Source organism: Streptomyces sp. NPDC104309, from assembly GCF_055584025.1.
Window position 1 is genome coordinate 59,405 of sequence record NZ_JBVJMV010000034.1, and the last position, 24,496, is coordinate 83,900.

At 68.6% G+C, this 24,496-nt stretch carries 41 protein-coding genes; 39 read left to right on the forward strand and 2 right to left on the reverse strand.

Annotated features, from left to right (window positions below; genetic code table 11):
* Positions 1–39 precede the first annotated feature (39 nt).
* Entirely contained in the window at positions 40–372 is a 333-nt protein-coding gene (locus ACZ68L_RS34510) for a hypothetical protein (RefSeq protein ID WP_469585218.1), read from the reverse strand.
* Between the two features lie 9 nt (positions 373–381).
* Complete coding sequence (locus ACZ68L_RS34515; RefSeq protein ID WP_469585221.1) at positions 382–732, reverse strand: hypothetical protein; 351 nt, start codon at positions 730–732, stop codon at positions 382–384.
* A gap of 226 nt (positions 733–958) precedes the next feature.
* On the opposite strand from ACZ68L_RS34515, the gene ACZ68L_RS34520 reads away from it, so the two are divergent.
* The 39 genes from ACZ68L_RS34520 (at position 959) to ACZ68L_RS34710 (ending at position 24,380) form a co-directional block, all read left to right on the forward strand.
* The gene (locus ACZ68L_RS34520; RefSeq protein ID WP_469585224.1) at positions 959–1,465 is read left to right on the forward strand and encodes a hypothetical protein; all 507 of its coding nucleotides are present in this window, start codon (positions 959–961) and stop codon (positions 1,463–1,465) included.
* Positions 1,466–1,538: 73 nt separating this feature from the next.
* The gene (gene bet / locus ACZ68L_RS34525) at positions 1,539–2,765 is read left to right on the forward strand and encodes a phage recombination protein Bet (RefSeq protein WP_469585226.1); all 1,227 of its coding nucleotides are present in this window, start codon (positions 1,539–1,541) and stop codon (positions 2,763–2,765) included.
* On the forward strand, positions 2,765–4,471 hold the full coding sequence (locus ACZ68L_RS34530; protein WP_469585228.1) for a DNA cytosine methyltransferase: 1,707 nt from the start codon (positions 2,765–2,767) through the stop codon (positions 4,469–4,471). Before bet ends, ACZ68L_RS34530 begins: the two co-directional genes overlap by 1 nt.
* Before the next feature lie 46 nt (positions 4,472–4,517).
* Entirely contained in the window at positions 4,518–4,757 is a 240-nt protein-coding gene (locus ACZ68L_RS34535; protein WP_469585231.1) for a hypothetical protein, read from the forward strand.
* A gap of 19 nt (positions 4,758–4,776) precedes the next feature.
* Complete coding sequence (locus ACZ68L_RS34540; protein ID WP_469585234.1) at positions 4,777–5,061, forward strand: hypothetical protein; 285 nt, start codon at positions 4,777–4,779, stop codon at positions 5,059–5,061.
* Positions 5,058–5,945, forward strand: coding sequence for a WhiB family transcriptional regulator (locus tag ACZ68L_RS34545; protein ID WP_469585236.1), 888 nt, complete (start codon positions 5,058–5,060; stop codon positions 5,943–5,945). The genes ACZ68L_RS34540 and ACZ68L_RS34545 overlap by 4 nt, the downstream gene beginning before the upstream one ends.
* A complete protein-coding gene (locus ACZ68L_RS34550) occupies positions 5,942–6,364 on the forward strand; it encodes a hypothetical protein (RefSeq protein WP_469585238.1) in 423 nt (140 codons plus the stop codon). Before ACZ68L_RS34545 ends, ACZ68L_RS34550 begins: the two co-directional genes overlap by 4 nt.
* Positions 6,361–6,795: a DUF6221 family protein gene (locus ACZ68L_RS34555; protein ID WP_469585241.1), complete on the forward strand. Its 435-nt coding sequence runs from the start codon at positions 6,361–6,363 to the stop codon at positions 6,793–6,795. The genes ACZ68L_RS34550 and ACZ68L_RS34555 overlap by 4 nt, the downstream gene beginning before the upstream one ends.
* On the forward strand, positions 6,792–7,208 hold the full coding sequence (locus ACZ68L_RS34560; protein ID WP_469585244.1) for a hypothetical protein: 417 nt from the start codon (positions 6,792–6,794) through the stop codon (positions 7,206–7,208). The genes ACZ68L_RS34555 and ACZ68L_RS34560 overlap by 4 nt, the downstream gene beginning before the upstream one ends.
* Positions 7,209–7,643: 435 nt before the next feature.
* The gene (locus ACZ68L_RS34565) at positions 7,644–8,048 is read left to right on the forward strand and encodes a hypothetical protein (protein WP_469585246.1); all 405 of its coding nucleotides are present in this window, start codon (positions 7,644–7,646) and stop codon (positions 8,046–8,048) included.
* Positions 8,045–8,515, forward strand: coding sequence for a hypothetical protein (locus ACZ68L_RS34570; protein ID WP_469585248.1), 471 nt, complete (start codon positions 8,045–8,047; stop codon positions 8,513–8,515). Before ACZ68L_RS34565 ends, ACZ68L_RS34570 begins: the two co-directional genes overlap by 4 nt.
* A 388-nt stretch (positions 8,516–8,903) precedes the next feature.
* Positions 8,904–10,157: a hypothetical protein gene (locus ACZ68L_RS34575; RefSeq protein WP_469585250.1), complete on the forward strand. Its 1,254-nt coding sequence runs from the start codon at positions 8,904–8,906 to the stop codon at positions 10,155–10,157.
* An 86-nt stretch (positions 10,158–10,243) separates the two neighbouring features.
* Positions 10,244–10,684 carry a DciA family protein gene (locus ACZ68L_RS34580; protein WP_469585252.1) on the forward strand — a complete coding sequence of 147 codons (441 nt, stop codon included), beginning with the start codon at positions 10,244–10,246 and terminating at the stop codon, positions 10,682–10,684.
* 60 nt (positions 10,685–10,744) lie between these two features.
* Positions 10,745–10,945: a hypothetical protein gene (locus ACZ68L_RS34585; protein ID WP_469585256.1), complete on the forward strand. Its 201-nt coding sequence runs from the start codon at positions 10,745–10,747 to the stop codon at positions 10,943–10,945.
* A 38-nt stretch (positions 10,946–10,983) separates the two neighbouring features.
* Positions 10,984–11,130, forward strand: a complete 147-nt coding sequence (locus ACZ68L_RS34590) for a hypothetical protein (protein ID WP_469585259.1) — start codon at positions 10,984–10,986, stop codon at positions 11,128–11,130.
* A 219-nt stretch (positions 11,131–11,349) separates the two neighbouring features.
* Positions 11,350–11,991: a ParA family protein gene (locus ACZ68L_RS34595; protein ID WP_469585262.1), complete on the forward strand. Its 642-nt coding sequence runs from the start codon at positions 11,350–11,352 to the stop codon at positions 11,989–11,991.
* Positions 11,991–13,220, forward strand: coding sequence for a ParB/RepB/Spo0J family partition protein (locus ACZ68L_RS34600; protein ID WP_469585264.1), 1,230 nt, complete (start codon positions 11,991–11,993; stop codon positions 13,218–13,220). Before ACZ68L_RS34595 ends, ACZ68L_RS34600 begins: the two co-directional genes overlap by 1 nt.
* Before the next feature lie 634 nt (positions 13,221–13,854).
* Positions 13,855–14,226, forward strand: a complete 372-nt coding sequence (locus ACZ68L_RS34605; RefSeq protein WP_469585268.1) for a hypothetical protein — start codon at positions 13,855–13,857, stop codon at positions 14,224–14,226.
* Positions 14,227–14,446: 220 nt separating this feature from the next.
* Positions 14,447–14,992 (forward strand): hypothetical protein, encoded by a 546-nt coding sequence (locus ACZ68L_RS34610; RefSeq protein WP_469585270.1) that lies wholly within the window; start codon positions 14,447–14,449, stop codon positions 14,990–14,992.
* Between the two features lie 142 nt (positions 14,993–15,134).
* The gene (locus tag ACZ68L_RS34615; RefSeq protein WP_469585271.1) at positions 15,135–15,368 is read left to right on the forward strand and encodes a hypothetical protein; all 234 of its coding nucleotides are present in this window, start codon (positions 15,135–15,137) and stop codon (positions 15,366–15,368) included.
* A gap of 167 nt (positions 15,369–15,535) precedes the next feature.
* On the forward strand, positions 15,536–15,877 hold the full coding sequence (locus ACZ68L_RS34620) for a hypothetical protein (protein ID WP_469585273.1): 342 nt from the start codon (positions 15,536–15,538) through the stop codon (positions 15,875–15,877).
* A gap of 108 nt (positions 15,878–15,985) precedes the next feature.
* A complete protein-coding gene (locus ACZ68L_RS34625; RefSeq protein WP_469585275.1) occupies positions 15,986–16,423 on the forward strand; it encodes a DUF6197 family protein in 438 nt (145 codons plus the stop codon).
* A gap of 37 nt (positions 16,424–16,460) precedes the next feature.
* Entirely contained in the window at positions 16,461–16,745 is a 285-nt protein-coding gene (locus tag ACZ68L_RS34630) for a hypothetical protein (protein ID WP_469585278.1), read from the forward strand.
* Complete coding sequence (locus ACZ68L_RS34635; RefSeq protein ID WP_469585279.1) at positions 16,742–17,152, forward strand: hypothetical protein; 411 nt, start codon at positions 16,742–16,744, stop codon at positions 17,150–17,152. Before ACZ68L_RS34630 ends, ACZ68L_RS34635 begins: the two co-directional genes overlap by 4 nt.
* Entirely contained in the window at positions 17,149–17,289 is a 141-nt protein-coding gene (locus ACZ68L_RS34640) for a hypothetical protein (RefSeq protein ID WP_469585281.1), read from the forward strand. The genes ACZ68L_RS34635 and ACZ68L_RS34640 overlap by 4 nt, the downstream gene beginning before the upstream one ends.
* 68 nt (positions 17,290–17,357) lie before the next feature.
* Positions 17,358–18,371 carry an adenine nucleotide alpha hydrolase family protein gene (locus ACZ68L_RS34645; RefSeq protein ID WP_469585322.1) on the forward strand — a complete coding sequence of 338 codons (1,014 nt, stop codon included), beginning with the start codon at positions 17,358–17,360 and terminating at the stop codon, positions 18,369–18,371.
* A gap of 37 nt (positions 18,372–18,408) precedes the next feature.
* Positions 18,409–18,882, forward strand: a complete 474-nt coding sequence (locus tag ACZ68L_RS34650; protein ID WP_469585284.1) for a hypothetical protein — start codon at positions 18,409–18,411, stop codon at positions 18,880–18,882.
* Entirely contained in the window at positions 18,879–19,238 is a 360-nt protein-coding gene (locus tag ACZ68L_RS34655) for a hypothetical protein (protein ID WP_469585287.1), read from the forward strand. Before ACZ68L_RS34650 ends, ACZ68L_RS34655 begins: the two co-directional genes overlap by 4 nt.
* A complete protein-coding gene (locus ACZ68L_RS34660; RefSeq protein WP_469585290.1) occupies positions 19,235–19,474 on the forward strand; it encodes a hypothetical protein in 240 nt (79 codons plus the stop codon). The genes ACZ68L_RS34655 and ACZ68L_RS34660 overlap by 4 nt, the downstream gene beginning before the upstream one ends.
* Before the next feature lie 214 nt (positions 19,475–19,688).
* A complete protein-coding gene (locus ACZ68L_RS34665; RefSeq protein WP_469585293.1) occupies positions 19,689–19,916 on the forward strand; it encodes a hypothetical protein in 228 nt (75 codons plus the stop codon).
* On the forward strand, positions 19,916–20,434 hold the full coding sequence (locus ACZ68L_RS34670; protein WP_469585296.1) for a RusA family crossover junction endodeoxyribonuclease: 519 nt from the start codon (positions 19,916–19,918) through the stop codon (positions 20,432–20,434). The genes ACZ68L_RS34665 and ACZ68L_RS34670 overlap by 1 nt, the downstream gene beginning before the upstream one ends.
* Complete coding sequence (locus tag ACZ68L_RS34675) at positions 20,431–21,126, forward strand: WhiB family transcriptional regulator (protein WP_469585298.1); 696 nt, start codon at positions 20,431–20,433, stop codon at positions 21,124–21,126. Before ACZ68L_RS34670 ends, ACZ68L_RS34675 begins: the two co-directional genes overlap by 4 nt.
* Positions 21,123–21,905, forward strand: coding sequence for a hypothetical protein (locus ACZ68L_RS34680; RefSeq protein WP_469585301.1), 783 nt, complete (start codon positions 21,123–21,125; stop codon positions 21,903–21,905). The genes ACZ68L_RS34675 and ACZ68L_RS34680 overlap by 4 nt, the downstream gene beginning before the upstream one ends.
* A 107-nt stretch (positions 21,906–22,012) precedes the next feature.
* Complete coding sequence (locus tag ACZ68L_RS34685) at positions 22,013–22,525, forward strand: single-stranded DNA-binding protein (RefSeq protein WP_469585305.1); 513 nt, start codon at positions 22,013–22,015, stop codon at positions 22,523–22,525.
* Between the two features lie 158 nt (positions 22,526–22,683).
* On the forward strand, positions 22,684–23,181 hold the full coding sequence (locus tag ACZ68L_RS34690; RefSeq protein WP_469585306.1) for a hypothetical protein: 498 nt from the start codon (positions 22,684–22,686) through the stop codon (positions 23,179–23,181).
* A 104-nt stretch (positions 23,182–23,285) separates the two neighbouring features.
* On the forward strand, positions 23,286–23,471 hold the full coding sequence (locus ACZ68L_RS34695) for a hypothetical protein (RefSeq protein ID WP_469585308.1): 186 nt from the start codon (positions 23,286–23,288) through the stop codon (positions 23,469–23,471).
* A gap of 92 nt (positions 23,472–23,563) precedes the next feature.
* Positions 23,564–23,860 (forward strand): helix-turn-helix domain-containing protein, encoded by a 297-nt coding sequence (locus ACZ68L_RS34700; RefSeq protein WP_469585311.1) that lies wholly within the window; start codon positions 23,564–23,566, stop codon positions 23,858–23,860.
* Positions 23,857–24,165, forward strand: coding sequence for a hypothetical protein (locus ACZ68L_RS34705; protein ID WP_469585313.1), 309 nt, complete (start codon positions 23,857–23,859; stop codon positions 24,163–24,165). The genes ACZ68L_RS34700 and ACZ68L_RS34705 overlap by 4 nt, the downstream gene beginning before the upstream one ends.
* Positions 24,166–24,176: 11 nt before the next feature.
* Positions 24,177–24,380 (forward strand): hypothetical protein, encoded by a 204-nt coding sequence (locus tag ACZ68L_RS34710; protein ID WP_469585316.1) that lies wholly within the window; start codon positions 24,177–24,179, stop codon positions 24,378–24,380.
* Positions 24,381–24,496: the final 116 nt, after the last annotated feature.

The following is a 24,496-nucleotide window of genomic DNA, read 5'->3' on the forward strand; positions in this document are numbered from 1 at the left end:
CCACCCGGTTCGGGGCGGTGGCCTTTGGCATGTGCGGGGTCAGTTGACCTGGGTTACGGCCGGGGCGAGCTCGGTTTCTCCGTAGGCGTGCCGTCGTCCGGTGGGGTCGCTGTCGACGATGACGCCGTAATCGGGGTCCCACCTGCTGGGCATGTGAGCGATGGTGCCGAGCGTTCCGGCGGGGGTCGAGGTTATGCCTGAGAAGAAACTGCCTTCGTCGACGGTGGTCCGGACGCGTTGGCCGAGGTAGAACCGCCCACCTCCGACGGGTGCCTGCTCGCGGCATATGACTGCCCACCGTTCGGCGAAGAAGCTGATGTAGAAGGCGAGCCCGAGGGCTTCGCTCCACATTGTGCGGGGCTTGTCGGTCACGGGTTCCTCCTAAGCGGCGAGGGAGTGGGCGGCCTGCTCGAACAGGCGGGCCGCGGCGAGGTTCTTGGGGCGGTACGTGCTCAGGCGGGCGGCGAACGTGGTCGCAGCGTAGAGCTTGACGGTGACAGTCTTCCGGGCCCGGCCCTTCAGCTTGATGTCCGCCTGGGCGGTGGCGTCGGCGGTCATACCGCGGGAGAAGGCGCCGGCGAATCGCTTGGCGGTGGCGTCGTCGAGGCCGGCGGCTACGAGGTGGGTGCGGGCGGTCTGGGGGGTCCCGGTGGCGACGGCTTTGGTGGCGTGGCGTGCGGCGCGCTGTTCGCGGATCCGTCGGGCGAGTGCTCGGTTCTTGGTGTGCTTCACGGTGTCCCCCTTGGTGCGGTGTGTTCCCCACACTAGCCGTAACCCATTGCGCGCGCAATAGGTTACGCGTATGGTGGTTCCAACGGGACGCACCGCCCCCGGAAAACATGCAGGCCATACCCCATGGCGCCTGCAATAGAACAAGGAGGACACTGGCGTGGTAAACGCCCCCACGCGCCCACCGGCCCGACGACGGTCCGACCGGCGCCCGCCGAAAGGACCCACCGTGGCCCGCACCCCCACCAGCTCCGCCTCCACGATCCGCGCCCGGCTCACCGCCGCCAGCGCGAAGCTCGTCGAGGCCGGCGCCCCCGAACTGTCGGCCGCGGTCGACGAGGTGCTCGCCCCCGGCGGGTGGAGCCTGCTGCGCCGCACCGAGCCCGACGCCGACACCAACCCGAACATGCCGATCTTCATGAACAAGGAGATCCGCGAATCCCTCAAGATCAAGGCGGAGGCGAAGGGCACCACGCTCACCGCCGACGTCAACGAGGCGTTCACGAAGTTCCTGGTCGGCGAGTTCGTGCCGGACGCCCCGATCCGGTCCCGTCGCAACTCCGGTGCGGAGAAGGGCAACCTGAACGTCCGCCCGGACGCCGACCTGGTGCAGCAGGTGAAGGACCTGGCCGAGGAGAAGACGGCCGAGTACGGGTGGACGGTGACGCCGGCCCGGGTCGCGTCCGCGTACCTGATGAAGAAGTACCGCATCTCTGAGGCCGCTCAGGCCAAGTAGGCCGGCGGGCGGTGGCGGCCTGGACGCCGACAACCGGGCCGCCGCACCGCCCCCACATCGCATAGGAGACCTCATGGCCACGGCCACCGAGGCCCCCGCCAGCAACACGGCGGAGGGCCCCACCACGCACACCCAAAACCCCGACCAGCAGCGCCCGGCCGGCACGCTCGCCAAGACCGCCGGGGCCCTCGCTATCCGCCCCGACCAGACCGCCTGGACCAACGAGCAAGCCGCCGTCCTACGCCAGTCCGGCATCAAGGACCAGGTGACCCCTGCCGAACTGTCCGGCTTCCTGCACCTGTGCCAGCGCACCGGCCTTGACCCCTTCTCCCGGCAGATCTACCTGATCGGCCGGTTCAGTAAGAAGGACGGCCGTGAGGTCTACACCCCGCAGACCGGCATCGACGGGTACCGCGTCATCGCGCAGCGCGTGACCGCACAGACGGGCGGCACGTACGGCTACGAGGACACCGTGTGGTGCGACGCGTCGGGCCGGTGGCGTGATGTGTGGCTGGCCGAGGAGCCGCCGGCCGCCGCGAAGGTCACTGTGATCCGGAACGGGCAGCGCTTCTCCGCTGTCGCGACGTTCCGCGAGTACGTCCAGGCCTTCCCGGACGGCAACCCCAAGGGTCTGTGGGCGAAGATGCCCGCCGGGCAGATCGCCAAGTGCTCCGAGGCGCTGGCGCTCCGCAAGGCGTTCCCGCATGACCTCGCGGGCGTCTACACGGCTGAGGAGATGGCGCAGGCCGACAATGCGGCCCCCGGTCCGGTGGTGGCTCCGCGGGACTTCATCGCCAAGGCCGAGAACGCCGAGACCGCCGCCATCGCCCGGGTCGTCTGGATGAACGCCAAGCACTCGGGCGCCCCGGATGACGTACTGAACCGGATCGTCGAGATCGGTCAGGAGAAGGCCGCAGCCGAGCAGCAGCCCGCCGCGGATGACGAGATCGTGGACGGCGAAGTCGTCACCGAGGACGACACGGCCCAGGAGCCGCCGCCCGCGGACGCGGGCGCGGAGAGGGGCGCAGGCTCGCCGTCACTGGTTGCAGCTGAAGACGATGCCGCGGCGGCTGGCCACCTGGAACGCCTCATGGGGCAGGTCGCCAGCCAGGACTGCTGGAACAACCCGCTGCCACTGATCCAGATCAAGGGCGACGCTGACAAGCACGGCGTCCTCGACCGCCAAGTGCAGGGCCCGGATGGTGTGTGGCTGCCGCTGCGGAAGCTGCTGGACGACCGGATCGCCGACCTGAACCAGCGTCTCGCCCAGGGCGGGGACAACCAGAGGAGCATCGCCTGATGTACCGCAACGATTCCGACGCGCTGACGGTGATGGACTGGTTCTGTGGCGCAGGAGGCTCCTCGCAGGGCGCCCATGCAGTTCCTGGTGTCCGCGTGACCCGCGCGGCGAACCACTGGGCGAAGGCCATCGACTCCCACGAGGCGAACTTCCCCGAGGCCAGCCACTACCGCGGTGACATCCGTAAGGCGCCGGTGTGGAACTGGCCCGTCACGGACATCTTCTGGGCCTCCCCGGAGTGCACGAACTGGTCTGTGGCCAAGGGGAAGCGCCGCAACTTCGACACGGCCATGCAGGGCAGCCTCCTCGACCTCCTCGCCGACCAGGCCGAAGAGGAGCCGGCCGACCTGGAGGAGGAATCGCGGGCGCTCATGGAGGAGGTACCGCTGTACCTGCGCGGCGTCATTGAGCGCGGCGGCCTCGTCAAGGCCGGAGTCGTGGAAAACGTCACCGACGTCCGGGCGTGGGATCAGTGGGACCGGTGGATAGGCGAGCTCCACAAGATGGGGTATCGCACCCGGATCATCGCCCTGAACTCGATGCACGCGAACCCGCGGTCCGTACACGCTGCCCCGCAGTCCCGGGACCGTCTGTACGTCGGGTACTGGCACGAGTCGCTCGGCAGAACGCCGGACTGGGACAAGTGGCTGCGCCCGAAGGCGTGGTGCTCCGGCTGCGACGAGTACGTCCAGGCGATGCAGGTGTTCAAGACGCCCGGCCGCGACATGGGCCGGTACCGCACCCAGTACGTGTACCGCTGCCCGCGCACCACTTGCCGGAACCAGATCGTCGAGCCCGAGGCACTCCCTGCCGCCGCAGCAATCGACTGGTCCATCCCGGGCCAGCGCATCGGAGACCGGACCAAGCCGCTCGCCGACAAGACGATCGCCCGCATCGAGGCCGGGCTGAAGAAGTTCTCTCAGCCCGTGCCGATGATGGTCCCGGCCGGCGGCACCTGGCGGAACTCAGCGGTCAGCGTCGGTGAGCCGATGGGCGCCCGCACAACGCGGGAGAACGACGGCCTCATGGTCCCACCGCTCCTCGTTCCAGTCGAAGGCCGCGACGGCAAGGAAGCTCGATCCGCGCACGACCCGCTGCGCACCATGACCACCCGGAACGAAACCGGCCTGGCCTGGCTGCCGTTCATCGCCGAACTCCGCGGCGGCGGATCCGTCGCCCGCTCCGTCGCCGACGCCCTGGCGACGGTCACCGCATCCGGCAACCACCACGGGCTCGTCACGCCTGAACTGCCCGCCATGGTCATGCGGAACAACAGCAGCCGCAAGGGGCCGGGAGGCGAGCACTGCACGCCTGCCACTGAGCCGCTCAGAACGCTCACGACAGCGGGGCATCAGTCGCTCGTCACCTGGGACGACATCCTCGTCCCCTACTACAGCAACGGCACCGCGCGAACGGTCGCGGAGCCGATCGGCGCCCTGTCCACCCGCGACCGGTACGCCCTGGTGCGCGGTGACGTCGACATCAACGACGTTCGGTTCCGGATGCTGGAGCCGCACGAGATTGGCCGTGCGATGTCGTTCGCCGACGACTACATCGTTCTCGGTTCGAAGCGCGACAAGGTCCGCCAATACGGGAACGCCGTTACCCCGAACGCGGCCGAGGTCATCCTCTGCGCCCTCGTCGAGGCAATCACCGGTGAGGAGTTCGACCGGTACGCGCGGCAGGAACTCGCTGCCGCAGCCTGACGCCCTACACCTGCGGGGCCGACTCACTTCTGAAGGAGGCCCCGCCGTGGGCAACATCGTCGTGCCCTTCCTCTCCGCCGTTCTGGCGCTGGACGCCGCCGTGGTGGCGGTCGCCGTCCTGCGGTGCCGGAACCGGCGCCCGGACAGCAATCCGGCTCCGTTCGTCCGGTACCGGCCGGACCAGCACCCTGCGGTCGTCACCGCCGAGCACCTGGTCTCCGACTGCTACCAGCGGCTCGGGGACCTGTACGCACAGCCCAGCACCGGCTGGCAGGCCATCCCCTAAACCGCGAGCCCACCAGGAGGTGAGCACCGTGTACCTGACCCTTGCTGCGGTGCTCACCACCGCGGCCCTTACCGCCGGCCTCTACTGCTGGCGGCAGATCCGAACCACGCGGCGCGCTCTGATCCTGGAGCGCGCCGCACGTCGTCTGACCGAGAACACCCACCACAGCGACATGACCGTGCTCCGGCGCCGTATCGACGCCGCGATCGCGGAGCAGCAGGTCCTTGCCGCCGCCGACCGGATCGTCGACGCCGAGCTCGCCCGCACGACCCGCAACAACCAGCAGGAGGGGGACACCCCATGACGACGCCGCTGATCGCCCGACAGAACCTCACGGACCACCCGCATTACCGGTACCGCGGCTGCGCCCCCGACCCCGACAACCCGCACGCTGCGGCCGGTGACCCGGACGTGTCCGTGGATGTGTGGGCCCCGTACACGGGGGATGGTGCGGAGCCGCAGAAGACCCGCATCGCCCGGGAACGGTCCGCGGTCGAGATCTGCGGGTTCTGCCCGGTGCAGGCCCTGTGCCGCGCCTACGCGAACACGGAGCTGGTGGAGGCCGGTACAAGCGGGGCACCGGATGTGGTGCACCTGGCGGAGCCGGAGGGTGTGTGGGGCGGGCAGATAGCCCTCGAACGCCACCATGCCCTCATCTCGCTTCGCGCCGGAACCGCGACGGTGACCGAGCAAGCCCTGGCCGAGGCCCGGTCCCCGCAGAAGCAGAAGGTGCTCCGCGCCCTGGCCGTCGAACTGTACGAGTCGAGGGTGGCCCGCCGGGCCGGCATGGACGTCCGCCGCACCAACTGGCACCGGTCCGCCCTGTGCTCGCTCCTCGGCCTGAACAAGAACACCGCCACCCGCGACGAACTCCTCCTCGCCGCCGTCCGCCACGGGCTGCTCCCCGCCAACATGCGGATCGTGTGGGACGGGCTGTGGCCGATCGCCGCCGCCCCGAACACAGACGGCTCCCGGCAGCGCCGTATCGCCCCCGGGTTCCCTCTCACGCTCCTCACCCCCGCCCCACGCCGCAACCGGCCCCGCAAGCGCACCACCCGCCGCGGACCCGCCACCCCCAGCCCAGCCGCCACCGCAGCCACCCGTCCCGGTGGCAGGCGCCTACGTCTCGTCACCGCACAGGCAACCCCCGCCCTACCCCTCCCCACCGCACTGGAGCCCGCCGCATGACCACCACCCCCGACACCGCCCCCACCACGGTCACCGACCTGACCACCCCGGCGCCCGCCGACCAGGTCCTCGCCGAGCGCTGCCAGTCGTCCGGGGACTACCTCGCTGGGATCCTCGCCGCCTCCATGCTCGACACGGTCGGCACCCCGAAGAAGCTGCCGCAGTATCTGTTCCCGGGCGTCGACCCGGAGGTGGTTCAGCAGATCTGGGAGGCCGCCCTGCCCGTCGGGTTCCGGGCCGGGAAGCTCGCCGCACAGCCGAGCTGGACCCCCGAAGCCCTCGACCGGCTCCGCGCCCAGCTGCAGGGCGCCGGGTACACGGCCATGGCCGGGCGCGTCGCCCGGTCCCGCAGCATCCACCCGCCCCGGCACCCCGCCGACGACGACACCCACACCACCCGGGGCGGGGGCACGCGATGAGCGCCAGCACCGACATTCTCAACTTCCTGGAGTCCGCCATCACGCAGCGCATGGACGCGACGCTCAAGACGCTGGACGTCGCTGACCGTGCTGACGTTCGCCGTGGCCGACTGCCCGCCCCGTGGGCCTTCACTAGCAACGTGAACACGGGGGGCAGCGAAGTCCGGGACGCGGACTCGGGCATGATTCGAGTTCGTGGGACTTGGCCCAGCGAGGGCAACCACATCATCCTCAATGACCCCCGATCGGTTCTGCGCCGCTGCGCTGCCGACCGGAAGATCCTTGAGCTGCACGGCGGCCGCGCGCATTCCTGCCCCGCCATCGACTACGACGGCGACTACGACGACCAGGCCCGGTTCTACAACCACGAGACATGCCCCGTCGTGCAGCTCCTTGCCGAGGGCTACGGCTGGACCGGAGGCGACCGGTGACCAACACCCGCCCCTCCCGCGGCCGGCCCACCGTGTTCGACACCGCCCTGCGCACCCTGTACCTCGACGCGGTCCGGTCCGGCATGTACCTCGGCGCCGCCGCCGACCACATCGGCATCCACCGCAACATCCCCACCCGCACCGCCCGCACCGACCCCGAGTTCGGACAGGCACTCACCGACGCCAAGGTCGAAGGGCGGAAGGCCAGGGTGGAGGACGTCGCCCACGACGAAGCCCGCTACAACAACTACGGCTGCCGGTGCCCGAAGTGCACGGCCGCCGCGTCGAAGGCACGGGCCGGGCGCCGGGCAGAGACCCAACCCGAGGAGGAAGGAGGGGAGTCGGGGCAGGTCCTCGACCTCCGAACCGGCGCCGAGTCCCCTAATCCTTTGTTGCTGCGGATTGCGTCTTGAAGTGATGACGACCACTCCGAGCAAGATCACCTTATTTCAGGTGCACTTTTATAGGACACAACCGCAGGTCAGGCACCACCGTGCGATGACCTGCCTATCGGATGACAAGTCAGATCAGAGACACGTTCGGCAAGGGGAGCGACAAGTGGCGAGGACAACAGGTAGGCTCAGCCTGGCGCCAGACGACCACTCAGAAATGGGATTGGTCGAACGGCCCACCAAGACAACAGGAAAGGCCCCGCTGATTCCCCCGGTGGTTGCACACCGAGGAGCGGGGCCGGACCGACACCACACACTCGCGACGAATGAAGGTGCCAGTTCTATGGCGAAGCGTACCCGGACATCCGGGGATACAGACAGTGGGACCTTGCAGTCCGCCGTGAAGATCACACCGGCGACGCACGCAGGCCCTGTCACCACTACCCACACCAGCGCATGAGCGCCGAGGTGCTGCGTACGTACCGCTTCCGGTGCGACGCAGCCCACTGCCCGGTGTCCAGCCTCTCCAAGACCAACGAGGCCCCATTCGGCTGGACGGCCATCGACAGCATTGCCCACCAGTCCTACGGCCCGATGCCGTCGGTGAAGGCGGGCCGTGCCCGGCTGTCGGCTCTGGACGTCAGGTCTCTTCGATCAGTCGGCCGCTTCTGGCTTCACCTGTGCCCCGCCCACGGCGACGCCCTGACGGGCCACACGCCGCAGACCGACAACGAGGGTGGCCAGGGGGCTTCCATCGCCTGCTCCTGCGGTGAGCGCCTCGCCTGGTCCACGCCGAGCACCAAGGCGCTCTGGGTTCAGCACTACGAGGCAGTCTCCGGCCGACGGGAGGGCGAGCGATGAGCGACGAGAACCCCTACGGCAATGTCCTCGCGGCCGCGCCGCCCGTCCTCGCCGAGACGGCTATCCGCCGAGTCCACGAACTCCTCGAAGCCGAAGCCGACACGGCTGACATCCACGAGGTAGTCACCACGTCGGTCGCCCTGCTGAACATGCATCAGCGGAACCGGCCCGGGCGGAAGCGCGCATGGCTGGCCAAGGTCACCAGCTTCGCGTTCCCCCGCACCTTCGCCGCCGCATGGGGCGACGCTGGCGAGCACTACGTGTGCTTCACCGCCTCGGTCACGAAGGGCGGCAAGCAGGCCGTCGGCCGCGAGATCGAGTTGCAGCTGCCCGTCGAGGACGCCGAACGGCTCGGACAGCAGATGCTCCGCATGGTCGAGTTCCAGCGCGGCCAGGCCACTCAAACTTCCTTCGCCGTCCAGGCGCAGGGGCAAACCGAACCCAACGAGGGGGACCAGGTGACGTAGCGACCTCTAAGGCGGGAGGTCCTGAGCCCCTTGGCGGGGGCACTTCCTCTACCGCCGACCGCGGTGTTTGGCGACACCGTTGCGGCCACTTCCTACGGCTCGGTTTGCAGACCGAGCTAAGGCCCGACTCTCAGAACCGGTTTGGCGACCGGGGCCGAGCAGGTCGAGCGAACAACAGGTTCCTCACGAACCACTCACCTCAACACCGGGCCTTTTGCGTGCCCGCCATCACGAGGAAAGCAGGTACATAGTGCCGTACCCGAGCACCGCTTGTCAGCTTCCGCACGCCCGGACGGGCGATTCGCGGCAAAAGTCCCCCACCATCAGCGGCATCCCGTGCCAGCAAACTCCTCGCGACACGAACACCCCACATGACACGTTCGAACGCGTGTACGAGTACAGTGCGGGTCAGGTCGCCCTGGTCCGCGGCGCCGACCAGGAGGTCGAGCACACCGCGTCGCGCCATAGCGGCCCGCGTCGGTGGCTTCGCTCCGTGGAATGGCTGATCGCAGCCGGCCTGCACCCGCGGGCGAACGCCACCACGCTCGCCATCGCACGGGACCTTAAGGCGCGCATGGACTACTCGACCGGGCACGTCCGTTACTGCCTCGACGAGACCGTCGCCCGCACCGGCGTGAGCAAAGCCTCGGTGAAGCGGCACGTCGCCTACATTCGGGAACTCGGCGCCCTGGCCTGGGTCCAGCACGGCACCAAGGCGAACGTCCGCCGCGTCCTCGGCCTCGGCGGGTACGCGGCCACCGCGACCGTGTACGCCGCGGTGATCCCGGCGTCCTACGACCACGCCATGGGGCACCAGATCGTCGGGTCCGGGTACAGCGCCGGGATCGTCGTGGACTACCGGCAGATGCCCGACACCCGCCCCGCGGCCACTGTCACAAGCCCTGTGGATAACGCCTCTTCGGGGCCTGTGGACAACTCCCCGGAACGATCTTGTGAGCCCCCTTCCCTTACCTCAGCTAGTCAGGAGGGAAAGGTTCAGATGGTGGGGGGTTTTAACTACACCCCGCACGCGGGCCGTCGAACCGCATCCCTCCCCCACCAGAACCGCAGCAGCAAAGACGCAGCAGCCCGTACACCGGCCCAGGTCCGTCGCGAACTGCACGAAGCCCGACTCGTCCGAGCCCTCGTGAACTGGACCCAGACCGAACCGGAACGTCGCCTCGCCTACGTGCTGCGCCCCTTCTTCGACCGCGGACTCCGCGCCCACGACATCGCGGCAGAACTCGGCGGCATGTGCTTGGGCTGGCGACCGAAGCAGCCCGCGAACTACATCCGTGCCGCCCTTGCCCGGCAGGCCGATCACGAGACCCAGCTCATGACCGCAGACAACAGCCACGGGCCCCAGACCTGGCGTGCCACCAGCGCCCAGCACGCGGCCGATCAGGCATCCCTCATCAAGCTGTTCGGCCTGGCGACATCCGACGAGGAAGAGACCCCGGCTTGGACCGACGAGGACCGGCGTATTGCCCGCGCCCAGGGCTGGACCAACCTGCAGCAGGTCATCGATCACATCGAAGACCACGACATCGACGACGCCATTGACCTGTACGGCACCGACCTTGCGTCCAAGGCCGCGCGCTTCGCCGCCTCGCCCGCCTTCCAGTCAGGAGTCTTCGCATGACCGACCAGCAATCGAAGTCATCGTCTGGTGTCGACCTCGCTCGACAGGCCCTTGCGGCATACAAAGCCTCCGCCCCGAAAGGACCGATGAAGACGAAGCCGCGGTCCCGGATCCGTCGTGCGGACCGTGGCAGCGGACGCGACCCTATTGGCCTCGGCGGCGTCCTCGGACACCTCAACGCCGAGCAGGGTTGGGAGATCAACCTCACCGCCGGCAGCATCAACGACCGGTGGGCGGAGTTCTGCCCGCAGTACGTCGGCTGCGTCGAGCCCGTCGCGTTCGATGCCGACGGTGGCCGGCTTGACCTCCGCCCCGTCTCCCACACCTACGCGGCGCAGCTTCGGCTCCTGGGCGGCCAGCTCGCCAAGCAGATCAATGACAAGTTGGGCTCGGTCGTCGTCCGCTCCGTCCGGGTCCTGCCCGTCGGCGCCCTCACCACCGGGACCCCGACCGTTGTGCAGGCGTCGCTCGAGCAGGCCGCCCCCGCCGGACCTGTCCGCACCCGCGAGACCGCATCAGCCGGCTAGCACCAGGCACTGGCCGCAGCGCTCGCCCACAAGCCCGACACCACCGCTACCGACCCGTACGTGAAGGCCGCCATCGATCGGCAGAACCAGGCCCTCACCAGCCGGCGCGAACCCGAGGGCGCGTTCACCGACGCCGTTGCCGCGCTCGAAGCACTCACCGCGGGCCAGGCGTCCGACAGCCTCCAGGCCAGCATCCGTGCCGCCCTCGACCACAAGCACAGCGGCGGTCGACCCGTCCGTCGCGCCTTCGACGTCGCATGACCAACCGGAACCTGCCCACCGTACGAACGGAGACCACCATGCCCGACTTCCCCCAGCAGCCGGCCAAGCTCACTGTGCCGCAGCAGCCGTCAAAGCCCCCGTACCAGGGACTGTTCCTCGAGCCGGATCTGCCTGCGGACACGGAGCAAGCAGAGGGCGACATGCTCGACTCCTCCGCAGCCTGATCCGGTTTACCGCGGTAAACCGGGCCGACACTCCAGGGCCGGGTGGCTCCGGAGCGGCTGCGGTTTACCGCGGTAAACCACTACTGCCCCCACAGGCCAACCCACCACCGGTGTGGGTGAACAAACCGGACGCACCCATCTGGAATGATGCTCCCAGCCCGAAGTACCGGAACGTACGGGAAGCAAACGGAGCATCACATGCCAGCAAGCGTTTATGTCGTGTCCATTGACCCTCAGGCCTCAACAGTCTGGTGGGCGAACAGGATCACGAACCTGCCCTTCGACTTCTCGCAGGAGCACGAGACTCCCGAGAACCTGGCCATCCTCAAGGAGACCGGAGCGAAGGTCCACGTCGTCGCCAATCAGAAAGGCGGCGTGGGTAAGACCACCACGACTCTGAACCTCGGTGCCGTCGTCGCCGACGTCCTCAAGTCTGCCAACAAGGGACTGCAGCACGTCTTCATCGACACCCCCGGCAGCCTCCAGGACGAGAACCTCCTCCTCGAAGCGCTGAAGTACGCCCACGACGTCATCGTCCCGATGCCTCCCGAGGGCCTCGCCTTCGACCCCACAGCCCGCACCATCCAGAGGGTCGTCGAACCCACCGGACTTCCCTACCGCGTCGTCATCAACGCCTGGGACCCCCGCGACGGCGTCGCCGACCTCGAGGAGACCCAGGGCTACATCGACGCCCAGGGATGGCCCCGAGCCCAGACCGTCATCCGCCGCTACAAGGTCCACACCCGGGCATCTGTTGAAGGCCGCGTCGTCACGCAGTACCCGAAGAACCGCGTCGCGATGGAAGCCCGCGAGGACTTCTTCCGCCTTGCTCTTGAGCTCGGATACGGAGGTGCAGCCTGATGGTTGCAGGACGCCGCACCAGCCTTACCTCGCTGGCCGGAGAAAAAGTCGACGAGGTTCCGGGCAAGAGCGACCCGCTGCTCCTAACCCTGCCGCTCACCAGCCTCGTCCCCACCCGCTTCAACCCCCGCCGCAACTTCGGCACCGACGAGGACCTGAAGAGTTTCGGCCTGGTCCTCAAGAAGAGGCAGCTGCAGCCGGCCGTTGTCGTCTCCCGCGCTGGGTACCTCAAGCTGTGGCCGGACGAGGCTCACAATGTCGGCACTGCGCCGTACGTCATCGCGAACGGAGAGCGCCGCTACCGCGGATCGCTAGCCGCTGGGCTCACCACCCTCCATGTCGTGCACAACGAGGACGTCGCAAAATCACGTGCCGACTTCCTCGATGCCGTCCTCTCCGAGAACAACGACCGCGAGGACCTTGACCCCATCGAGCGAGCCATCGGTATCGAAACGATGGTGGCCCAGATCGGGGGAGCCGACGCTGTCGCGGATCACTACGAGAAGACCAAGGGGTGGGTGAGTCAGCAGCGCAAGCTCCTCAAGCTCACCCCGCAGCTGCAGGCTCTTGTCAGTGCAGGAGAGCTACCCATTCGCGTGGGGCGCGAGATTGCGGGCCTGCCAGAGGCGGAGCAGGCGGGTGCGTGGGCGGCTGAAGTAGGGCGGCGGAAAAAGAGCAAGTCACTCCCTCGGGTGCGCCAGCCCAAGGTCAAACCTCAGCCGCTGGAACCGGACCGGTTTACCGCGGTAAACCAGGGCGACGCATCTGCGAGCCAAGGCAATGGTCGGACCCCGGCGCCGAAGCAACCGCCGCAGAGCATCGACAGCACGACGCCGAGCGAATCCCAAAACCCGGTCTCGATGGGCACCGCGAACAGTGCGAGCAGCGCCCCCCTTACATCTACTCTCCCTGTGCTTGTTTCGGAAGTGTCCGCCGATCCGGCCGCACCACCTGCGTCCCCCGCCACGGGGTCATTGCCTCGGCAGACCGGCCAGGAGCCAGCCGTGGAGCCGCTCCTCACCAAGCGCACAATCAAGATGCCCTGGAGCGACGGCAGGGAAGCCATGGACATAATCTTCGACAAGCTGGACGTCAATGAGCGCCGCGCAGCCCTAGGGCGCTACTTCGAGCTAGTCGGTGGAGCTGAGGCGGTAGCCGCCGACTTCAAGGCAGCACTCAATCCCCAGTTGCAGGCCCTGCTGGGCGAGCACCTCATCGACGGTTTGTAGTCCGGCCGATGCACGGCCCCGTTCCCTGCCTGATTGTGGGGGAGCGGGGCCGTTATCGTTCCCGACCGGTTCCGGTCAGAAATAGGCACCTTGCCGGGGTTTTTCAGTCACACGACCGAGTGACGCCGCGACAGATCCCTTCCCCATACACCCACCTGTCGATTGGGTGGAAGAGCCGCCTCCCTCACCAGGCGGTCGGCAGCAGGGGCAGAGGTCTCCCCCTCCAGGGGGAATCGCAGCGCCTCTGCCCCTGCCCCCCCACCACCGGAAATACCGGAAGCCTCCCGGCGTGGCGAGAACGCGGCCTACAATCGCGTCATCTGGCGGGCATGCCCGTGAGGTCTCGGCCCCCGCGGCCGGCCTGGGGTGTTGTCGGCAAAACTCCGCCCCGGTCATCCCCGGGGGCTTCTCTGTGTCACCACCTGGCTCGGTCGGCACCCGTACGTGACTGGCCGGGAGACTACTCCTCCACGAGTCACGACCGGATCAAAACTCTGGCTCGGCTTACCAGGGATCGGATGCAGGTGTCACAGTGGCACTCCCCGGTACGGCCACCGGCAGCCACCCGGGGGAGGCTGCACATACTGCGAGTGCGCGGCCACCCTTCCCGATGCCGGAGGAGCGGAGACGCCCCATGCCCTCAGCAGCAGAGCCCACCCACCCCGGATCCGGGCCCCCGGGCCCCCACGACGGGCCCTCACACGCGCGGGTCATCCCGATCCGGAAGCGCCCCGGTCTCGGACACGGCCGCCGCTACCGGCCTCCGGTCCCCGACCCGGTGCCGGCCACGCCTCAGCAGCAGCTCGCCGAGACGATGGAGGCCCTGTTCCTCGCCCGGGACCGCACTTTGACGGACGAGCCGACCGCGGAGGCGTACGACATCACCCTCACCGCCGTGCTCCTCATGCTGGACGGTGCACACGCCGAAGGCGTCGTCGGCGTGGAGGCGCACACGACGCTGCGCGGCATGGTCCAGGGGATGGCGGCAGCCCCGAACGAGTTGTGAATATGCCCGGTACAGATGCGGTGCACTGTGTGACGAGTCAGCAACGGCACCTTGCTCACCGTTGATCACTTACCACGTTCTGTTTAACTTGCGACCGTCCCGTGCCAGACTGGGGCGTCCGGAACTACCCGGAGTGACAGCCTCCGGCCACCGGCGCGCGCCCGGCACACGAACCGTCACGCCCCGCGCCCCCAGGCCGGATCGAGGGACGGGGACACCGATGGGCCTGGGAGACGACACCACCACCGAGCAGCGACTGCGACTCCTCCAGCGGGAGTTCGTCCAGCCCGGCAGTCGCGGACCCGGAGACGGACGCACCGCCACACAAGCCCACGCCCCTGCACCCATCAACCTCGGCGTCGTCGACCGCATCCGCGCCGCCGTGTACGAGATCGAAGCCCACACCCGGGCCAGCGACTGGGGTGAAGCGGCCGGCCCTGTGCCCGCCGACGCTGCGCAGGTCTACGAGTGGGCCCGCCAGCACACCGCCCACCTCGACCCCGAACGCCAAGAGGTCCGCGAAGCTCTGATCTACCGGCAGGGACTCGAGCACGCCATCGCCGCCGGTGATACGAGCGTCATCCGCCGCCACCCGTGCCCCGGATGTGGTTGCTGGGGCCTTTTCTGGAGAGAAGTGCAGCAGACAGCCGCGTGCGTCAACCGGTACTGCACGGACGATGACGGGCTGTCCCGTACCTGGTCACTCGCGCACCTCGCCCAGCAGCACATCGCCCGGCAGAAAAGCCTGAAGATCAGAGCAACCTGACGGACCTGTAGCGGGTCTACCAACCGTCACCACACTTTCATCACGTAACACCCACAACTGGATTCGCTACCTCCACTAGCGCGTCCGCCCGTAATCGGCCGCCGGAGCTGCGAACGATGGCCGTCGAGAGCGGAGTCCCGCCATGGCCGTCACCACCGTCAGCCCGTACGTCGCACCCACCGACCTGATGAGCCTCGAGGAAATCTGCGAACTCCTCAAAGGCACCGGTCATCCCTTCTCGGAGTCCACTGTCCGCAGATGGGTCGATCAGGAGGAGATCCCGGTCCATCACTGGGGTCGAAAGCGGATCCTGCACGTGTCGTACTCCGACATATTGATGGCTCACCGAAAGGCCGTCGCCCGACGCCAGCGCTGACCGCCGGCCACCCGTAGCCCCTCACTCCCGCCCGGAGTGGGGGGCTTTCTCATGCCCTGACTCATAATCTATTGCGCGAGCAATGGAATATGGGTAGTCTGGCGGAGCCGACAAGGTCCCACCCCACACCAGGAACGGACCGAGTACCTGATCCCTGGAGCGCCGCCATGAGCGTGATCAGCCATGCCCGCACACACCCCGCCACCATCAACTACGGCGACCTCACCGCGGACCAGCAGACGCGCTTCGACCAGCTCATGCAGCACGCCGACAACGCCGCCTCCGCCACCGCGTACGAGGCACTCATGGCAGCCGCCATCGCCATAACCGGCATCCGCACCCCCCGGCACAACGAAATCCTCCTGTGCGCCTGCCCCTGCACCTGCAGCCAGATCTTCGACGCCCACGACCCCGACACCCTCGTCACCGAAGAGCCCACCGGCTACAACCTCGGCCAACTCCAGTGCCCCGACTGCGCCGACCAGCACCCCCGGCCCATCGAGGACTAACCCCCAGCTCCCCGGCCCCGAGTCGAGCACCACACCCGAAGGGGTGCGCAGTAGCTCCCGGGGCCGGGTGCCCAACCACCACCACACCGCCCGAACAGGGAGACCGCCATGACCACCACCGCCGGAACCCTCCGCCGTGCCGCCCACCTCATCAATCACCGAGGCCTCCACACCGGCACCCAGTTCGCGGACCGGGCCACCAACTCGGCCGACGTCGCCGCCGCAATCTTCGTCGCCGCCGAAGGGACCGTGCCCGCCGAGTTCTACACCGACGAGGTCGCCTCGATCGAAATCATCTCGGCCAGTGCCCCGGCCATGGCCGCGATCCGCGCCCTCTCCGAAGCGCTGGACACCGAGCCGTGCGTCACCGAGATCGCCCCCGGCCACGACGTGCCCGACTACATCGAGCACGTCTCCAACTGGGCCGCCACCACCCCCGTCTTCGGCACCCGGCCGCCCACCACCTCAGAGGTCATCGGTGCCATCCTCCGCGCCGCCCAGACCGCCGACGCCCTCACCGACGCGCCACACCAGAACGCCGCCTGACCGTCCTCCGCCCCACCGCCCAGAACGGACCCACGCCATGAGCATCCTCACCATCGCCCTCGACACCCTCGACGACCCGAACAACCCCGACCACGCCCACGGCCGCGCCACCGCCTACGACGCCATCCACGACGGCACCCCCCTCACCGTCCTCGAAGACCGCCTCGAATGGATGGAAGACCCCACCGTCTCCGGCACCACGTACACCGCCGCCTACCTCGCTGGCTACCGCGCCCAGATCACCGACTGGCGGGCCTACGAGTACGCCCAGCGCACCGCCATCACCCACAACACCGGCTACTGGAACGAGGCCACCCGATGAACGCCCACGACACCGACGCCTGGCTGTGCCCCCTGCACCCCTTCGGCCACAACTGGGCGACCAACCCCACCCGCTGCTCCCTGTGCGCGGCCAAACGCACCGCAGCCGAAGCCATCGTGTCCATCCTCGCCAGCGCCCGAGGCTGGGACACGACCCGCGCCACTTCCCTCCTTGACGCCTTCCGGGCTGAGGTTCTGCTGGCGGAAGACCTGGCCGGGCTGTTCGAGCAGCTCGGTCCTCCCGCTGCGGATAAGCCCGTCATGTCCTGCACCCGATGCAACGGCACAGCCGTCGATCCGCAGGACTCGCATCCCGCAGAGGGTCCGAGCTACTACAGCATGGGCGAGCCGCCCGTCCTGGAGCCCTGCCGGGACTGCTTGTACAGGCCGGGTGCCGCCACCACGTGACCTGGCCGCCCACCGCACCCGCGCTCATTGCCGCCGTGCTGGGACTCATCGCGCTCGCCATGATCTGCGCCTCCCAGCACGGCTACGGCACCACCAACCCCAACCCGCAGGACCCGCCGGACGGAGAACACCCGTGAGCCGCACCACCAAAGATCAGCCCCGCCTGCGCGTCCTGTCGCTGGGCGCTGGGGTGCAATCCACCACCATCACCCTCCTATCTGCGGCTGGGGACCTTCCCAAGCTGGACGGCGCGATCTTCGCCGACACCGGCTGGGAGCCCCGCGCCGTCTATGACCACCTCGACCGCCTGGAGCGCGAGGTACTCATCCCGGCCCAGATCCCGCTCTACCGGGTGTCGGTCGGCAACATCCGCAATGACGCCCTCGACCCCACGCACCGCTTCGCCTCGATGCCGCTGTTCATCAAGAACCAGGACGGCGGCGACGGGATGACCCGGCGCCAGTGCACTTCCGAGTACAAGCTGAAGCCCATCAAGGCGCAGGTCCGGCAGCTCCTCGGCTACCCGCACCCGACGCCTGTCCCGCGCGGCGTGTACGCCGAGCAGTGGATCGGGATCAGTCGCGACGAGTTCGGCCGCGCCAAGGACTCCGGCATCCAGTACTTGCGCTCCGCGTTCCCGCTCCTCGACCTGGGCGGAGCCGCCGACGGCCGTGAAGGCTGGACCCGCGACGACTGCACCCGCTACCTCAAGGCCAACGGCTGGGAGACCACCCCGAAGTCGGCCTGCATCGGCTGCCCGTTCCATGGCAACGCCCAGTGGCGCGCACTCCGGGACACCTGCCTCCGCTGCGGACACTCCCGCAAGGACCACTGGCGCGGCATCGTCGAGCCCCTGCGGTGCGCCCACATTCTCAACCGCGAGGAGATCAACCGGGCCGCCGACCCCGACGACGTGCCTGCGGAAACATGCGACTGCCAGGGCTTCTACGCCCCGGAGTGGGACGACGCCGTCGACTTCGACCGCGCCATCCGATCCGGAAACGCCCGCGGCAACGCCAACGGCAAGCCGCTGCTGGGAGAGGCGTACCTGCACCGCTCCCGCCTCCCGCTCGACCAGGCGCCCATCGGCCGTGTGACCGCGTTCGAGTGGGCCAAGCAGCAGACCGACGTCTTCGGCCAGATCGCCGACGCCGAACTCGAAGAGGGCGATCCCGACGGCTGCTCCCCGTGGTCCTGCCGATCCGGCCGCGCCGCCTAACTCATCAGCCCGAACCTCTGCCGGACGGAGAACTCCCGTGAGCCGCAAGTCCAGCACCAAGACCCGCACCACCCCGAAGACCCCCGCGGTCCTCCCCATCCGGCCCGTACACCCCGACTTCATCACCAAACAGCAGATCGCAGCCGCCTACGCCGCCCGCCTCGCCAACCTCCCCACCACCGCGATACGCGCCTGGCAACCCGCCCCCGACGGCACAGTCCACCTCGCCTTCCCCTCCGGCAACCGCATCCACCACACCCCCAACGCCGACACCCCGTTCACCGCCCTCACCCCCTGCACCCAAGGCTTCATCCACCGCACCCCCATCACCGACCGCACCCAGCTGACGAACGCCGTCAACACGGCCGCCCACTGCACCAACCTCCACGGCCGGCCCAGCACCCTCACCCTCCAGCAGGTCGCCGCCACCGCCGAAGACACCCAAGCCCTCGACACCACGGCCCTTCGCGCCGCCGCCGACGACCAGGCAAAGGAGCACCCCGCACCATGACCGCCCACTACGACCAGACGTACATCGTGATGCTCGGCGCCGCCCTCGCCCAGGCCAACCTCAACGCCCTCGTCATCGCCGAAAACGGCGACAACCAGCTCGGCCGCCCCCACCCCGCACACCCCGGCTACCGCATCTGGAACGGCAACCTCTGCCAGATCGGCCACCGCGACCACGGGCCGTTCCTGCTGGAGGTCAACGCCATCCTCCCCGGCCACATGTACGCCGACATGGCCCACCACCAGCACGCCCACCTCAACCAGGGCACCTGGACCCGCTGCACGGCCGACGCCGACGGAGCCGTACCCATCACCCTCGCCATCACCCAAACCCGCGACCAGGAGGACCAACCGTGAACGACACCGGCACGTACAGCTACACCGACCCGACCGACGCCTTCGGCAACACCCTGACCGTCACGCCCGTCGAAGCGTCCGTCTACCACGGCGAGATCCCGGTCGTATCTCTCGGCGTGAACATCCACCCGGACTACACAGACCCGGAGACGCCGATCGTGTACATCCCCGTCGGTGACGTCGAAGAGGTCGTAGCAGCCATCCGCGCCGCAGCCGCCCAAGCCAAGCCGCAGTGACCGAGTACGAGATCTCCTGCCTCGGTAAAACCGCCTTCCCCAGCCGACGAGCAGCCCGACGTCGAGCCCGACAGATACACGGGGAAGGCGGACCCGACTTCCGCACCTACCGCTGCCGGTACTGCACCGCTGTTCACGTAGGCCACTACCCAGGCCACGCCACCTACGTCCGCGACACCCCATACGGGCCACGCCCCATACAGGAGCTCACCCCATGAAGAACCCCCTGCACCACAAGACCGCCCCACACTTCACCCTCGGCCTCATGAACGGCGCCATCGCGGTCGCCGCCACAGAGGGCCGCGTCAACTACTGGCTCCTCGCCCTCGTATCCCTCGTTCTCCTCCCCGCCCTCAGCCTGACCGCCGTACGCATCGCGCGAACCATCGACCAGCGCCAGCTCGAGGACACGTACAACCAGCCCGCATACGGGGAAGATTGATGACCACCACCCCCGCCCGCGCTCTCACCAGGCTCTACCGCTGGGACCCCACCCCGCGCCTCGACATTGCCGTCTACGGCCTCGCCGGACCCCAGGGCAGCAAGACGCCCGTCGGGTGGGGGAAGAGCCGCAAGACCGGCAGAGCCATCCCCCTCATGCGGGAGTCCTCCGCGAAGGTCAAGCCCTGGCGCGAGAAAGTCCAGGCCGCCATCGAAGCCGCGCTCCTCACCGGAGGCGCCCAGCGCATCGCCGGCCCCGTCCGCGCCGACATCACCTTCACCATGCCCAAGCCCGTCAACGCCCCCAAGCGCACCCGGACCTACCCGGCCGTCAGCCCCGACATCGACAAGCTCGAACGATCTACGTACGACGCCATCACGAAGTCCGGCATCTGGGAAGACGACGGCCGCGTCATCGAGAACCACAACCGCAAGGTCTACCCCGGCGAACACCCCGACGCCCTCGACCAGCCTGGCGCCATCATCCGCCTCTACACCCTCACCGGAGACCCGTCATGACCATCCTCAACGCCGGCATGCGCCGTCCCACAACACCCGCCGTCAGCGCACCCGCCAGCCAGGACTGGAAGACCCGCAGCGTCTGCCGCGGAAAGCTGGCCGACGACTTCTTCAGCACGTCGACAGCGGCGAAGGAGCGTGCCCGCGCCCTGTGCGTCGGGTGCCCGGTCATCGTGGAGTGCCTGAACAACCAGCGGCAGTCCGATGACGCGATCTACCGCTGGGGGGTGGGAGGCGGTCTCGACCCGGACCAGCGCCGAGCCTTGGAGGTGGAGGAGCTGCTGGGGAACCGGCCGGACTTGGCCATGGCTCAGCTGCTCGTGTCGCCTCGGTGGCTGTACCGGTTGCGGCGACTGAAGTCCGGCTGCCGGTCCCTGGAGGGAATGGTGGTCGCGCTCCAGAAAGACGGACTCGTCGTCGACGAGGTGACGGTGCGGGTTGCGGTGTGGTGGTCCGGTGGCCAGGGCGCCCGCATGGCCCGTCCGGCACAGCGGGATCACCGGTCATGGCGGGCGCGGCTGCGGGACGACTACACGGACGTGGTCGTCAGGCTGCACAAGTTGGGGGTTCGGCGGGCGGACATTGCCGCGTACCTGGGGATTCCCGGCACGAACGGGGAGAAGGGCATCTCTGAGGTTCTGAGGGCGGTCGCGGAGAAGTCGGCGGCTGCGGGTGTGGAGCTGGCGGCATGAGCTACCTGACCGTGGAACAGCGCGGTGACCTGGCCGAGGCGATGCTGCCCGTTGCTGCGCACATGGCTGCGGTTGTGCACGGTGACGGCGGGCCCGAGGATGTTCAGGCCGCACTGGAACCGTTGACGGAGGTGCATCGGGCCGCGCTGATTGTGGTTCTGGCCGGGCTTGTCGACCCGGACCAGTCCATGGGGCGACTGCTGGGGTGGCTGGACCGTGACGAGCACGGGGTTCTCACGGTGCCGGACTGGGGCGACCGTACCCCGCTCCGCGACCTTGCCCCCGAGCCTGAGGTCGACGACGACTACGTCGACCCGATCGCGGTGGGCCAGTACATCCTTGGTGCCCGCATCGATATATCCGACAGCGAGTTCTTGGCGGTGCTGGAGCGGGCCGAGGAGCTGGGCCTGTCGATGGGGGAACTGGACCGTCGGCGTGGTGTCGCGAAGGGCATGAACGGGGACCGGGTGAACCGGCTGCGGAAGGCGTACGAGCGGGCCAGCCGCGAACTGCCCGCGGTGTTGGTGGCGGGGCAGAAGCAGCCCGAGTTCACGAACGAGCAGGTCGTCGAGATCCGCGAACGGTACGCGGCGGGCGGGATCACGGACCTGGAGTTGTCGATGCAGTACGGGCGGACCCGTAAGAGCATCTCGTGCCTGCTGTCCGGGACGAGTTACCAGAACGCGGGCGGGCCGATAAGGCCGATGAAGGGCCCCGCCCGAAGGAGGGGTCGAGGGCCGGGTTCAACAGGAACACAGTCCGTCCTGCTGTCGAAGTAGGCGATCACCGCTGTGGTGCTCGGAAGGACCTGGAAGCACGTGGGCGGCCCGATTCACATACCTAGGTCCGCGCGTGGACCGCACATAGAGAAGAGGAGAGCAGCCTGATGGCAGGCGAGACCGTGATCACCGTTGTGGGCAATGTCGTCGAGGATCAGCCTGAGCTGAGGTACACCGCAAACGGCGGCAAGGCTGTCGCGAAGTTCCGTGTGGCGTCGACGCCGCGCACGTTCGACCGGCAGACCAACGAGTGGAAGGACGGCGAGAGCCTCTTCCTGACGTGCAGCGTCTGGGGGCCGGCGGGAGAGAACGTCGCGGCCACACTTCAGCGGGGTATGCGGGTCATCGTGCAGGGGCGACTCAAGCAGCGGTCTTACGAGGACCGTGATGGGGTCAAAAGGACCGTGTACGAGCTGGATTGCGACGAAGTCGGCGTGAGCCTGAAGTCCGCAACTGTCCAGGTGACGAGAACGTCCGGCGGTCAGCGTCCGGAGGTGCAGCAGGCGGCGCGGCGTCAGGGTGCGGTGTCGGCGGAGGATCCGTGGGCGTCGGGCACGCCGGGTTCGGGTCAGCCGGCGCAGGGGTGGGGGAGCGGGGGGCAGGACGAACCTCCCTTCTAGAGAGGGGTGCGCACGGTTGAGGGTCCGGTCCTTCGGGGTCGGGCCCTTTGTCGTGGGTGGGGGTGGCATCCCATCCATCATATTCTATTGCGCTAGCAATGGATTATGGCTACTCTGGTGGAGCCGACAACGACCCGCACCACACCAGGGGGCGCCAGATGATCGACAACCTCGGCTTCCACGCCGACGCAGACCTCCACGCCGAGCTCGCCAGCATCACCCGCGAACTCAACGGAATCACCGCCCGCATCGACAGCGGTCACTTCTATAGCCCCGAGGACCGGCACAACACCTGGGCCCGCCACGACAACCTCCAGCACCAGCGCGCCGGACTCACCAAGAAGATTGCCCAGGAGGAGGCCGAGACCGACCGGCTCCTCGCCGCGATCCGCACCGTCGGCAACCCCTACCTCGGGTTCATCGCCTACGTCGTCTTTGGACCCGCCGCCCTGCCCGTCCCGCCCCTGTACGAGGTGCGTGTCATCGAGCGTGACGGCGGCTACACGGTGCCGGGCCTGGTCCGCCGCAGGGTGACCGCCGAGCAGATCACTGAGACGCAGCGGGAGCTCCTGACCGCGGTGGTGAAGCGGGGCGGGCACGCCGAGGTGTGGGGCCACGCGATCCGCAACTACCGCACCCAGGTCACCGCGTACTGACCACCCCACCGGTCTCCCTTCCCCCAGGGAGACCAGCCGCGGCCCCGCCCCTCGCCGCCCCCGTATCCGACCCGTCCGACGACTACGCCGCCTAGGAGCAGTCCATGACCGCCACCACCATCGCTCTCCTTCCGGCCCTGCCGACCACCGCAGTCGAGCTCGCCGACTACGTCACCACCGGCGGTGACCTCCTGCCCCGCCTTACCGCCCAGCTCGGCGCCGGCCCGGCCCGGCTGCTCCTCGCGGACGCGTACGACATCGCCGCGCAGCGTCTCCGTACCGCCGCCTGAGCCCCTGACCGGTCTCCCCGGCCGCGGTCCCGCCCCCCATCCGGGACCGCGGCCCCCACCCCACCTCTGACCAAACCGCCCAGGAGGGCACCGTGAGGATTCGCCCCGACGTTGCCGAACTGATCCACCAGGGCTTCAACAACGCCTACATCACGAAGCGCTGCGGAGTGTCCGGGCAGCACGTCACGGCCGCGCGTCGCCGACTCCAGCGCCCCAATGCTCCCGAACGGCGTGACGCCACCGCCCTGGAACGCCTGTACGCGGAAGCTGTGCCCACCGGCCGTGTCTACGACTACCAGCCCCCGTCAGGGCGCATGCCGCTGTCGTCGGCCCAGCAGGCCGCGAACCGGGCAACGCTCCTGGCCGCACTGCGCGGGGAGGCGGCATGAAGCGGCTTGCCCACTCCACGTGGCTGACGGTCCGCGGTCCGGTCCTTGCCCTGCTGGGTGTGGCCGCCGCCTACGCCCTGTCGCACGTGTTGGACGGGTGGGAGTGGCAGGCCGGCCTCGGCCTGGTCGCGTTCCTCACCACGGTGCTGACCGTCGGCGTCTTCGCCTTCCGCATGCACCCCGACGACGCGGTCGAGGAAGCCGCCACCGCCATCCGGGCCGTGCTCACCGCCGCGTTCGCGGCCGCCGTGCTCACCGCCGCGTTCCTCGTCGCCCTCACCGACGGCCCCAGCCCCACCACCTGAAAGGACACCACATGACTGCCTATCGCCTGTGTAACGCAGCCGGATGCGACTTCCGTACCGAGGTCGACACCATCGACCCGGACGCCGCGTGGGACACGGTCACCGACCACTACCAGGCCGCCCACGGCATGACTGGCCCCGAGGCGGGTCACTTCGGGGCATGGCACAGCACCACCACCGACCTCGCCGCCAGCACAAACTCGACCACTACCTGAAAGGCATCACTGTGCCCGACATCAAGTCCTGGCCGTTCGGCACTGACGCCGACCGCGATGACCCGCTGACCGCCCTGCGCGTGCCGGTAGTCGGCAGCTTCAACCCGGAGTGGAAG

Excerpts from the sequence above, each read along its gene's own strand:
- ACZ68L_RS34530 (WP_469585228.1), top strand. The coding sequence starts at position 2,765 with ATGTACCGCAACGATTCCGACGCGCTGACGGTGATGGACTGGTTCTGT.
- ACZ68L_RS34625 (WP_469585275.1), top strand. The coding sequence starts at position 15,986 with ATGACCACCACCGCCGGAACCCTCCGCCGTGCCGCCCACCTCATCAAT.
- ACZ68L_RS34665 (WP_469585293.1), top strand. The coding sequence starts at position 19,689 with ATGAAGAACCCCCTGCACCACAAGACCGCCCCACACTTCACCCTCGGC.
- ACZ68L_RS34580 (WP_469585252.1), top strand. The coding sequence starts at position 10,244 with ATGAAGACGAAGCCGCGGTCCCGGATCCGTCGTGCGGACCGTGGCAGC.
- ACZ68L_RS34550 (WP_469585238.1), top strand. The coding sequence starts at position 5,942 with ATGACCACCACCCCCGACACCGCCCCCACCACGGTCACCGACCTGACC.
- ACZ68L_RS34685 (WP_469585305.1), top strand. The coding sequence starts at position 22,013 with ATGGCAGGCGAGACCGTGATCACCGTTGTGGGCAATGTCGTCGAGGAT.
- ACZ68L_RS34620 (WP_469585273.1), top strand. The coding sequence starts at position 15,536 with ATGAGCGTGATCAGCCATGCCCGCACACACCCCGCCACCATCAACTAC.
- ACZ68L_RS34555 (WP_469585241.1), top strand. The coding sequence starts at position 6,361 with ATGAGCGCCAGCACCGACATTCTCAACTTCCTGGAGTCCGCCATCACG.
- ACZ68L_RS34605 (WP_469585268.1), top strand. The coding sequence starts at position 13,855 with ATGCCCTCAGCAGCAGAGCCCACCCACCCCGGATCCGGGCCCCCGGGC.
- ACZ68L_RS34600 (WP_469585264.1), top strand. The coding sequence starts at position 11,991 with ATGGTTGCAGGACGCCGCACCAGCCTTACCTCGCTGGCCGGAGAAAAA.
- ACZ68L_RS34695 (WP_469585308.1), top strand. The coding sequence starts at position 23,286 with ATGACCGCCACCACCATCGCTCTCCTTCCGGCCCTGCCGACCACCGCA.
- ACZ68L_RS34670 (WP_469585296.1), top strand. The coding sequence starts at position 19,916 with ATGACCACCACCCCCGCCCGCGCTCTCACCAGGCTCTACCGCTGGGAC.
- ACZ68L_RS34610 (WP_469585270.1), top strand. The coding sequence starts at position 14,447 with ATGGGCCTGGGAGACGACACCACCACCGAGCAGCGACTGCGACTCCTC.
- bet (WP_469585226.1), top strand. The coding sequence starts at position 1,539 with ATGGCCACGGCCACCGAGGCCCCCGCCAGCAACACGGCGGAGGGCCCC.
- ACZ68L_RS34675 (WP_469585298.1), top strand. The coding sequence starts at position 20,431 with ATGACCATCCTCAACGCCGGCATGCGCCGTCCCACAACACCCGCCGTC.
- ACZ68L_RS34680 (WP_469585301.1), top strand. The coding sequence starts at position 21,123 with ATGAGCTACCTGACCGTGGAACAGCGCGGTGACCTGGCCGAGGCGATG.
- ACZ68L_RS34705 (WP_469585313.1), top strand. The coding sequence starts at position 23,857 with ATGAAGCGGCTTGCCCACTCCACGTGGCTGACGGTCCGCGGTCCGGTC.
- ACZ68L_RS34570 (WP_469585248.1), top strand. The coding sequence starts at position 8,045 with ATGAGCGACGAGAACCCCTACGGCAATGTCCTCGCGGCCGCGCCGCCC.
- ACZ68L_RS34635 (WP_469585279.1), top strand. The coding sequence starts at position 16,742 with ATGAACGCCCACGACACCGACGCCTGGCTGTGCCCCCTGCACCCCTTC.
- ACZ68L_RS34710 (WP_469585316.1), top strand. The coding sequence starts at position 24,177 with ATGACTGCCTATCGCCTGTGTAACGCAGCCGGATGCGACTTCCGTACC.
- ACZ68L_RS34690 (WP_469585306.1), top strand. The coding sequence starts at position 22,684 with ATGATCGACAACCTCGGCTTCCACGCCGACGCAGACCTCCACGCCGAG.
- ACZ68L_RS34545 (WP_469585236.1), top strand. The coding sequence starts at position 5,058 with ATGACGACGCCGCTGATCGCCCGACAGAACCTCACGGACCACCCGCAT.
- ACZ68L_RS34590 (WP_469585259.1), top strand. The coding sequence starts at position 10,984 with ATGCCCGACTTCCCCCAGCAGCCGGCCAAGCTCACTGTGCCGCAGCAG.
- ACZ68L_RS34565 (WP_469585246.1), top strand. The coding sequence starts at position 7,644 with ATGAGCGCCGAGGTGCTGCGTACGTACCGCTTCCGGTGCGACGCAGCC.
- ACZ68L_RS34615 (WP_469585271.1), top strand. The coding sequence starts at position 15,135 with ATGGCCGTCACCACCGTCAGCCCGTACGTCGCACCCACCGACCTGATG.
- ACZ68L_RS34655 (WP_469585287.1), top strand. The coding sequence starts at position 18,879 with ATGACCGCCCACTACGACCAGACGTACATCGTGATGCTCGGCGCCGCC.
- ACZ68L_RS34630 (WP_469585278.1), top strand. The coding sequence starts at position 16,461 with ATGAGCATCCTCACCATCGCCCTCGACACCCTCGACGACCCGAACAAC.